The 2309-nt window shown below is 45.3% G+C and carries 2 protein-coding genes; both read left to right on the top strand.

All coding sequences use genetic code 11. The annotated features are described in order from the left end of the window. The first annotated feature begins 181 nt into the window (after nt 1-181). Nucleotides 182-919: a 23S rRNA (guanosine(2251)-2'-O)-methyltransferase RlmB gene (gene rlmB / locus JCM15548_RS20320; RefSeq protein ID WP_062129036.1), complete on the top strand. Its 738-nt coding sequence runs from the start codon at nt 182-184 to the stop codon at nt 917-919. A 242-nt stretch (nt 920-1161) separates the two neighbouring features. Continuing rightward, a complete protein-coding gene (locus tag JCM15548_RS20325) occupies nt 1162-2229 on the top strand; it encodes a uroporphyrinogen decarboxylase family protein (protein WP_062129038.1) in 1068 nt (355 codons plus the stop codon). Nucleotides 2230-2309: the final 80 nt, after the last annotated feature.

Here is a 2309-nt window from a genome sequence, read left to right on the forward strand (position 1 = left end):
CGTAGCGAAGTCCCGCAAGGCGGGATCGATAGGTCATTAGGTTGATAGGGTGGGAAGGGTAGATTGGGTAGATGGGGTTGATAGGGTAGGAAGGGTAGATGGGGTTGATGGGGTTGATAGGGAGCATGGGGTTGATGGGGTGAGTAATAGGTATATTATTATTTAGAAATATAGAGTGATCATGCAGGAGAAGAATATTATTTTTGGGACAAGGGCTGTTATTGAGGCCATTGCGAGTGGTAAGAGCATCGAAAAGGTGTTTGTACGGGCCGGACTTCAGGGGGAGCTGTTCGATGAGTTAATGGCGGCCATGAAGGAGAGTCAGGTGGTGTGGCAAAAGGTGCCGGTGGAGCGCATCAACCGCTTAACGACCAAAAATCACCAGGGGGTGGTGGCACTGACTTCGCCCATTGAATACCAGAATATTGAGAAGGTGGTCACAGATGCGCTGGCTGCTGGTCGTCAACCCATTGTGGTGATTCTGGATGGGGTGACCGATGTCCGTAACTTCGGTGCCATCGCACGTACGGCTGAATGTGCCGGTGTGGATGCCATTGTGATTCCTGAAAAGGGCAGTGCCCCCGTGAATGGTGATGCCATCAAGACTTCAGCTGGTGCTTTGTTTCGTATTCCTGTGTGTCGCGTTGCTAAACCTTGGTACACATTGAAGTTTTTAAAAGAAAATGGATTTGTTATCATTGGTGCCTCTGAAAAAAGTGAGACCGTTTACCATCAGGTGGACTATAAGCAGCCATTGGCCATTGTCATGGGCGCAGAGGATACCGGTATTTCCTCACAGGTTTTAAAGATGGTCGATACTTTGGTGTCCATCCCCATCAGCGGTGAGATTGGATCTCTTAATGTGTCTGTAGCCGCCGGAATTTTAATCTATGAGGCCATTAAACAGCGTATTGTTTAAGTAGTGAAAATAAGGTTAAATAATGTGATTGACCGGAATTATTCTAAATAAGCCGTATTGATCAATATGTTAGTAGGTTGCAGTTGTTTGGGTGGGTCTGACCTTTTGACCAATCTATCATTTTGTTACAGGAAGGTGCTTTTTGTTAATACAAATTTGTATTTCTCTTTATTTTTTGTCTAAATTCGAACATTATAGGATGCAAAATAGTGAGGCAATAGTATTCATTAAATCAATCCTTCATGAACAACAAGGAGAGAGTGTTAAAAACACTTAACCATGAGCAACCCGACCGTGTTCCCTTTTTTTACTGGGGTGTTCCGGAGTTCACGGAAAAAATGATGGGTCACTATGGGTTTTCAGACAGGGACGAATTGTTGGATTTTCTGGATGTGGATTTTAGATGGGTAGAGCCTGCCTATGTGGGCCCTCAAATGATTAGCGGAAACAATGGTTCTGCCATTAAGCATGATATTTGGGGGGTAGGCTATAAGTTGTCAGGTCACGGAAGCCTCAAATATTGGGATTCCTTTCATTATCCGCTGCAGGGAGTGACCGATCCGGCCGTTTTGGCCGACTATCCATGGCCAACGGTTGATTTGTTTGACTTCTCGGTGATTGATCAACAGTTAATTAAGTATGCCGACTATGCCACGATGACGGCGCCGGGTTTTTCTTCTCCGGGCTTGTTTCGAATCATTCAGAGACTCATTGGCCGGGATGATTTTTTGGATGTGATGATGTATCATCCTAAGTTTTTTGATGTTCTGGTTCAAAAGGTGTCGGAATTCTACTATGAATTTATTGATAAATTCTTTGAAGTCTCTGGTAATCGTCTGGATTTTATTCGAATAGCTGATGATTTCGGTGGTAAAGGAGGACTCATTGTCAGCAATGAAACCTGGCACGATATGGTGCGCCCGGTTTTTGAGAAATTCTTCGAAATTCCAAAAATTCACGGTACCCACCTATACATGCACAGTTGTGGTGGCGTTCGCAAGCTATTGCCGGAATTTATCTCGGTAGGTGCCGATGTGCTGGATCCTATTCAAACACGCGCCGCTGGCATGTCTCCCAATGGCCTTAAAAAAGATTTCGGTTCCATGATCACCTTCTGTGGGGCCCTTGATGAAGAACTGCTGATACGTCGCGCCACCCCCGTAAGGGTGAAAGAAGGCGTTAAAGAACTTTTGGACGTTATGGCACCCGGTGGTGGTTTTATATTAGGTCCCTCACACAAATTCAAAGTGGAAACCCCCGTTGAAAACGTCATGGCCATGTACGAAGCCGCCAAAGAGTGGAAGTACTAACAATCAAAAACTAACGATCTAATCACCTATCAACCCATTGCCCCATCAACCCCATCAACCCCTCCAACCCTATTGGCCTA

Source organism: Geofilum rubicundum JCM 15548 (genome assembly GCF_000974365.1).
Taxonomy (GTDB): Bacteria; Bacteroidota; Bacteroidia; order Bacteroidales; family Marinilabiliaceae; genus Geofilum; species Geofilum rubicundum.